The organism is Actinomadura mexicana (assembly GCF_900188105.1).
GTDB classification, from domain to species: Bacteria; Actinomycetota; Actinomycetes; order Streptosporangiales; family Streptosporangiaceae; genus Spirillospora; species Spirillospora mexicana.
Window position 1 is genome coordinate 192,968 of the sequence record NZ_FZNP01000014.1, and the last position, 6,616, is coordinate 199,583.

At 73.1% G+C, this 6,616-nt stretch carries 7 protein-coding genes; all 7 read right to left on the reverse strand.

Annotation, left to right across the window (positions count from 1 at the left end):
- Nucleotides 1-26 precede the first annotated feature (26 nt).
- Nucleotides 27-917, reverse strand: a complete 891-nt coding sequence (locus CHC11_RS30885; protein ID WP_089315373.1) for a metal ABC transporter permease — start codon at nucleotides 915-917, stop codon at nucleotides 27-29.
- Entirely contained in the window at nucleotides 914-1,582 is a 669-nt protein-coding gene (locus CHC11_RS30890; RefSeq protein WP_089315374.1) for a metal ABC transporter ATP-binding protein, read from the reverse strand. The genes CHC11_RS30885 and CHC11_RS30890 overlap by 4 nt, the downstream gene beginning before the upstream one ends.
- Complete coding sequence (locus CHC11_RS30895; RefSeq protein WP_245919975.1) at nucleotides 1,579-2,490, reverse strand: metal ABC transporter solute-binding protein, Zn/Mn family; 912 nt, start codon at nucleotides 2,488-2,490, stop codon at nucleotides 1,579-1,581. Before CHC11_RS30895 ends, CHC11_RS30890 begins: the two co-directional genes overlap by 4 nt.
- A 147-nt stretch (nucleotides 2,491-2,637) precedes the next feature.
- Complete coding sequence (locus CHC11_RS30900; protein WP_089315375.1) at nucleotides 2,638-3,489, reverse strand: SAM-dependent methyltransferase; 852 nt, start codon at nucleotides 3,487-3,489, stop codon at nucleotides 2,638-2,640.
- A gap of 169 nt (nucleotides 3,490-3,658) precedes the next feature.
- Nucleotides 3,659-4,561 (reverse strand): C40 family peptidase, encoded by a 903-nt coding sequence (locus tag CHC11_RS30905; protein WP_089315376.1) that lies wholly within the window; start codon nucleotides 4,559-4,561, stop codon nucleotides 3,659-3,661.
- Between the two features lie 246 nt (nucleotides 4,562-4,807).
- Nucleotides 4,808-6,244: a maltokinase N-terminal cap-like domain-containing protein gene (locus tag CHC11_RS30910; RefSeq protein WP_089315377.1), complete on the reverse strand. Its 1,437-nt coding sequence runs from the start codon at nucleotides 6,242-6,244 to the stop codon at nucleotides 4,808-4,810.
- 2 nt (nucleotides 6,245-6,246) lie between these two features.
- A partial coding sequence (locus CHC11_RS30915) for an alpha-glucosidase C-terminal domain-containing protein (protein ID WP_179279089.1) occupies nucleotides 6,247-6,616 on the reverse strand: 370 nt, incomplete at its 5' end.

Sequence of the window (6,616 nt, forward strand, 5' to 3'; positions counted from 1 at the left end):
GGCAATCCCGGGCGGGCGCCAAAAGATCATGTTGGGACGGTGCCGAGCCGCGCGCCCCGCCGTGCCGTCCACCCCCGCCGGGTCCGGACGGCGCCCACCGCGCGGCACGCCCCGTACAGCAGGAACGAGACCGTGGTGACGTACGGGCTGATCGGGATGCTGGACCCGATCGACAGCAGGATCCCGCCCAGCACCGACACCGTCGCGAGCGCCGCGCTCAGCAGCGGCGCCAGCACCGGCGACGCGGTGACCCGCACCGCCGCCGCGGCCGGCGTGCAGAGCAGCGCGAGCACCAGCAGCGCGCCCACGACCTGCACGGACACGGCCACCGCCAGGCCGAGCACCAGCATGAAGGCCGGTGACAGCGCCCGCACCGGCACGCCCCGCGCCGCCGCGACGTCCGGGTCCAGGCTCGCGAACGCCAGCGGGCGCCACATGACCGCGAGGCACGCCAGCACCACCGCCGACGTCGCCAGCAGCCACGACAGCCGCGGCGTGTCGATCGCGACGATCTGCCCGGTGAGGATCCCGAACCTGTTGGCCGACCGGCCCTGGTAGAGCGACAGGAACAGCACGCCGAGCCCGAGCCCGAAGGGCATCAGCACGCCGATGGCCGACCCGCGGTCGCGCGCCTTCGCGCCGAGCGCCCCGATCAGCCCGGCGGCCACCAGGGCCCCCGCGATCGAGCCGCCCGCCACGCTCGCCCCGGCCAGCAGGGCGGCGGCCGCCCCGGCGAACGACAGCTCGCTGATGCCGTGCACGGCGAACGCGAGGTCGCGCATGACGACGAACGTCCCGGCGAGCCCGCCGACCAGCCCGAGCACGGCCCCCGCGACGAGCGAGTTGCGCACCAGCCCGAGGAGCGCCCCGTAGTCCTGGAAGTTGAAGATCTCGTGCCATGCCTCCTGCCAGCTCATGCCGTCTCCTGGAGGGAAGTTTGCGCACCGTGGGCGGCGCCCATGTCGAGGATCCGGTCGGCGAAGGGGAGGATCGGGTCGATCTCGTGCGTGACGAACACGACCGCGGTGCCGTGGTCGCGGCGGCGCCGCTCCACCAGCCCGGCGACGATGCGCTGGTGCTCGGCGTCCAGGGAGGCCAGCGGCTCGTCGCACAGGAGGACGCGCGGGCCGGTGGCCAGGGCCTGCGCGACGCGAACGCGCTGCAGCTCGCCGCCCGAGAGGAGTTCGAGCGGGACGTCGGCGAACGCGGCGGCGCCCACGTCGGCCAGGACGGCGTCGACCCGGCGGCGCGCGTCCCGGCGCGGTCGCCAGGGGCCCCAGCGGTGGCCGTCGATGCCGAGCCGCACGAGGTCGCGGGCGCGCAGCGGGGTGTGCGGCGGGACGGCCCTGTGCTGCGGGACGTAGCCGACGGTGTCGCTGCCCCGCCGGGGGCGGCGCCCGTCCACCGCGACTGTTCCCGACGACAGCCGCTGGAGCCCGAGCAGCACCCTGAGCAGGCTGGTCTTCCCCGACCCGTTGGAGCCCACGACGGCGAGGAACTCGCCGGGCCGCACGTCGAGGTCCAGCCCGCGCCACAGCGTCCGCTCGCCGTAGGACAGCGTCGCGCCGCGCAAGGTGATCACGACAGCGCCTTCCGGAGCGCGGCGATGGTGCCGTCCATCCAGGCGACGTAGTCCCGGCCGGCCGGGAGGGTCTCGGTGACCGGCACCACCGGCACGCCCGCCTCGCCCGCCGCCTCGCGGACCTTGTCGGTCTGCGGGCCGCTCGTCTGCACGTTCGCGACGAGCGCCCGCACCTTCCCGCCGGTGAGCAGCGACAGTGTGTCGCGCAGCGCCCGCGGCGGGACGTCGTCCCCCTCCTCGATGGCCTCGCTGAACTCCTCCGGCGTTCGGTCGACCAGTCCGGCCGCCGCCAGCAGGTGGCCGGGGACGGGCTCGGTGACCGCCACGCCGTCCCCCGAGTGCGCGGCCCTGACTGCCGCCACCTTCCCCTCCAGTGTCTTCAGCCTCGCCTTGAAGGAGGCGGCGTTCGACGAGAACGTCCGCGCGTCCTCGGGGTCGGCCTCGGCGAGCGCGGCGGAGATCCGGTCGGCCAGCAGCGCGACGGAGGGCAGGTCGTACCAGACGTGCTCGTTCAGCTCCTCGCCCGCCGGGGCGGTCTTCCCGGAGATCTGGACGGCGTTGAGCACCCGGGCCTTCGACCCGGACCCCCTCAGCAGCGTGTCCATGAAGTCGTCGTAGCCGCCGCCGTTCTCGATGACCACCCCGGCCTTGGACAGCGCGAGCCTGGTGCGCGTGCCCGCCTCGAAGGAGTGCGGGTCCTGCGCGGGGTCGCTGATGAACGAGGTCACCTTGACCTCGTCACCACCGATCTGCCGCGCGATGTCCCCGTAGACGTTGGTCGAGGCCACGACCGAGACCGCCTCCGCGGCCCCGGCGCCGGAGGACGATCCGCAGGCGGCGGCCCCGAGCGCCGAGGCGGTGAGGGCGGCACCCGCCCCGAGGACGCGGGCGCGCTGAGCAGACATCATGGAGGCTCCTGAAAATGAAAACGATTTTCAGTGGCAACTTAGCATGACTCGTCCCCTTGGTCCCGTCCTCTTGCCGCTTCGGCAACGCCTCGCACGGAGAAGGCCGCCGTCCCGGGTCCCGGGACGGCGGCCTTCGAGGCGGTCGCTCTAGCGCTTGCGGAGGACTCCGCCGTACTCGTAGATGCCGCGGTCCAGCTTGGAGGCGCCCTCGTACTGCTCCAGCTCGGGCGGGACGGGGGCGAGCGGCGGCTGCACGTCCAGCGGGCGCCAGTCGACCAGGTTGCCGAGGCCCGGCTCGACGGGGTCGAACTCCGACAGCAGCGCGTCGATCTCGGCGGGCGTCCGCGTCTGCCACGGGATACCCGCCCCGGTGACCTGCGCGGTCATCTCGGCGCTGCGCACCGGGTCGTCGCAGGCGACCTGGGAGAAGGTGAGGTGGCTGCCCGGCGCGGCCCGGTCCATGATCGTGTTCAGGACGCGGCGGGGGTCGTCGGCGTCGGGCAGGTGGTGGCCGACCGACAGGAACAGGGCCGCGACCGGCTCGTCGAAGTCGATCAGCCGCTTGACCTCGGCATCCTCCAGGATGGCGTCCTGGTCGCGCATGTCGCCCTGGATGACCGTGGTCGAGGAGTCGCCGGCCAGCAGCGCCCTGCCGTGCGCGAGGACGATCGGGTCGATGTCCACGTACACGACCCGCGAGTCGGGCGCGAACTCGCGGGCGACCTGGTGCACGTTCGCGTCGGTGGGCAGCCCGCAGCCCATGTCGATGAACTGGCGGATCCCCGCCTCGGCGGCCAGGTACCGGACGGCGCGGTACAGGAACAGGCGGTTCTGCCGGGTGATGTCGAGCCCGGCGGGGTGGTGCTCGAGCTGCCCCCGGATGAACTGCCGGTCGACCTCGTAGTTGTCCTTGCCGCCGAGCAGCCAGCCATAGGCGCGGGCGGACGTCGGGACGTCGTGGGGGATGTCCGCCAGGGACGGCCTGTCTTGATCGTTCACAGGGGGAACGCTACCCCGCCGCGACCCGGGCCGGGGGCCTGTCCACTCCGCACCGGCGGCCGCGGATCACCAGGCGAACGCCTCCGGCGCGAACGGCCCTCCAGGTCGACTGTGACGCGCCCCCCGGCGCCGTGCGCGGCGCGCACGGCGCCGGGGCGGCGGAAAGGGGCTAGGGAGCGACGTACTTCGCCCACGGCTCGATGCCGGGGCCGTTCCAGAAGGACTTCGGGTGCGCCACGGCTCTCGGCCGGGGCTCAGGCTTTGACTCGTTCGACGGTCCGTCGCTTCGCGGAGCCTGTGCCGCGGAATCGTCCGGCCTCGCGGAGTGGCCGCCGGGTGGCGCGGCCTTTCCCGCCGGGATGTGTCCGGGGGCGGTAATTGGGGGATTGTCTGATTTCTTTGGAGATGTGCTGCGGTGTGGCGGAATCTGGGGGGTCCGCTCGCTATCAGGGGGCTGGTCGGCTCGCTTTTCCGCGCCCATCCGGTCGATCTTCTCGACGAGCTCCCGCACGGACGGCGACCACTCCCTGTAGGCGGGCGCGCCGGGTCTCACCGCGCCCGCGAACTGTCTCTTGCGGGCCGCGCCGAACCTGTCGATGCGGATGCTGGCCCCCGCATGGGGCGCGTGCAGGAACCGGCCGTGCCCCACGTACATGCCGACGTGGCTGCGGCCGTGGAAGAAGATGAGGTCCCCGGGCCGGAGTTCCCCCATCCGCACCTTCCGGTCCACTTGGCGGTACTGGGCGTAGGTGACGCGGGGCAGCCTGACGCCCGCCTTGCGCCACGCGGCCATCGCGAGACCGGAGCAGTCGTAGCCTCCCGGCCCGTCCCCGCCCCAGCGGTAGGGTTTGCCGACCTGCTTGCGGGCGAACCGCAGAGCCTTCTTGGCGCGCTTGCGCTGGACGGTCTCCCGCGTCCGGTACTTGTCGTACGCCTGGACCTTCTCCAGAGTGGCCGCGTCGAGGTGCAGACTCTTCAGCACCGTCGGGTTGAGCGCGGCGAAGGCCGTGGAACCCAGCGGAACCGTCAGGGCGAGCCCGGTCACCGTCGCCGTGACGGCCGTTCGGAGCATGCCCCGTTTTCGGTCGGCCGCCCGGCCGCGGCCGCTATGGCCCGCGATCGCTCCGCTTGCGCTTCCGGTCTCCTGCGAGTGGCGTGCGGTGGACATTCCTCTGCTCTCCGTTTCCGTTCGGGTTTCGGCAGGTGATCATCATCCCGCCGAGGGATCGGGTACCCGTTGATCGGCACGGAATTGTGGGAGCGGGCCGATTTTACGTGATCATGGCGCGAAAATGGAGGCGGCCTTCAGTGTCTTTGATCATGCGGTCAGATGGGCCAGGGATTTCAGTGGAACGGCGAGCCAGGCCGGCCGGTTCTGCGCCTCGTAACGCACTTCGTAGACGGCCTTCTCGAATTCGAACGCGCGTATGAGCACCGAATGCGCGGCCGGATCCGGGCCGCCGCCGGCCGCGTAGCCGCGGCAGAACGCGGCGCGGTTGCGCGCCGCCCAGGCGTGCGCCCGGGTCTCCAGCCGCGGCCCCGACTCGCTCGGCACCGAGCCCGCCTTGGTGATGAGGAACCGCGCGGCGTACTCGAACGAGCGGAGCATTCCGGCGACGTCGCGCAGCGGGTGCGCGAGGGCCCGGCGCTCGCTCCGCGTCCGCGCCGGCTCGCCCTCGAAGTCCAGCACCGTCCATCCCGACTCGGTGCGCAGGACCTGCCCGAGGTGGTAGTCGCCGTGCACGCGCTGGACGGGCAGCGGCCCGGCCCGCGAGGCCAGGTCCAGGAACGCCTCGGTGAGCGCCTTGGCGTGGGGCGCGAGGCCGGGCACCGCGCGGCACGTGGCGGTCAGCTCGGCGTTCATCCGCGCGGCCATCGCGCGGACCTCCCCGGCCGGGACGACCGTCACGCCGAACGCGTCGGCGAGCGCCCGGTGCACCTCGGCGGTGGCCGCGCCGAGCCGTTCGGCCTCGGCGGCGAAGTCGCCGCCGGCGGCGCTCGCGTCCAGCTCCGCCCACTCGCCGCCGCCGGGCGGCGGCGTGTGCGCGAACCAGTCGCGGACGCTGGCGATCGCGAGGCTCCACCCGTCCACTCCGGTGTGCAGGTAGTCCGACAGGAGGGCGAGCGTGACCGGCTCCCCGCCCCCGCCAGCCCGTGCCCCGGGCCCCGGGTCCAGCTCGATCCAGCCGAGGACGGCCGGGACGTGCGCGCAGCCGCCGCGGGTCAGCGCGAGGTTGACCTCCAGATCGAGGTTGACGCCGGGGGACAGGCGGCGGAAGAGCTTGCAGATGTACTCGTCTCCGAACAGCAGCGAGGTGTTGCTCTGCTCGGCGGTCATGGGCAGGCTCGCCAGGTCCGTCCGGATGCGGGCGCCGTCGGCGTGGTGGAACCGCAGCGGGCCCGCGGACGCCCCGCTCGCCAGGGCGTCCAGCAGCACCCGGGTCAGCTCCGGGTCGTGCGCGGCGTCGTACAGCCGGGCCTTCGCGGCCCGGTCGCCGCAGGGCCCGCCGATCTCGACGTGCCGGAGCCGGTCGGGCAGGTCGCGGCGGGCGCCGAGGAGGAGCTGGTAGTGGTCGGTGGTGCCATCCTGGCGGACGTCGAGGACGAGGTGGTGCAGGGCGGGGTCGCCGTGCCGGAGGTCGGTGGCGGTGCCGATGGTGATGTCGTGGATGGGGCCGTCCTTGCCGCCGAACCACCGCTGCCGCGGCAGCCACTCGGCGAGGTCCCGGACGAGGTCCTGCTCTGGAGGAAGCACGGTCAGACGGTCCTTCCCGCGCGCGTGCCCGGCCCTGCGCCCGCGCCGGGATCGCCGTCCTCGGGAGGAACCAGCTGGAACCAGAAGAATCCGTGCCCGGGCAAGGTGAGCAGGTAGGGCAGTTCGCCGATGGCCGGGAACTGGACGCCGCCCATGCACTCGACGGGGGAGTAGCCCTCGAAGCGCCGCAGGTCCAGCTCGACCGGCTGGGGGAACCGGGACAGGTTGCTGACGCACAGGACCGTGTCCATCTCGTCCCACGGGCTCTCGTCCTCGGTGATCTCGCGGGTGAAGGCGAGGACGGAGGGGTTGGAGGCGGACAGTTCGACGTAGGAGCCGACGCCGAAGACGGGGTGGCGCTGGCGGATCTCG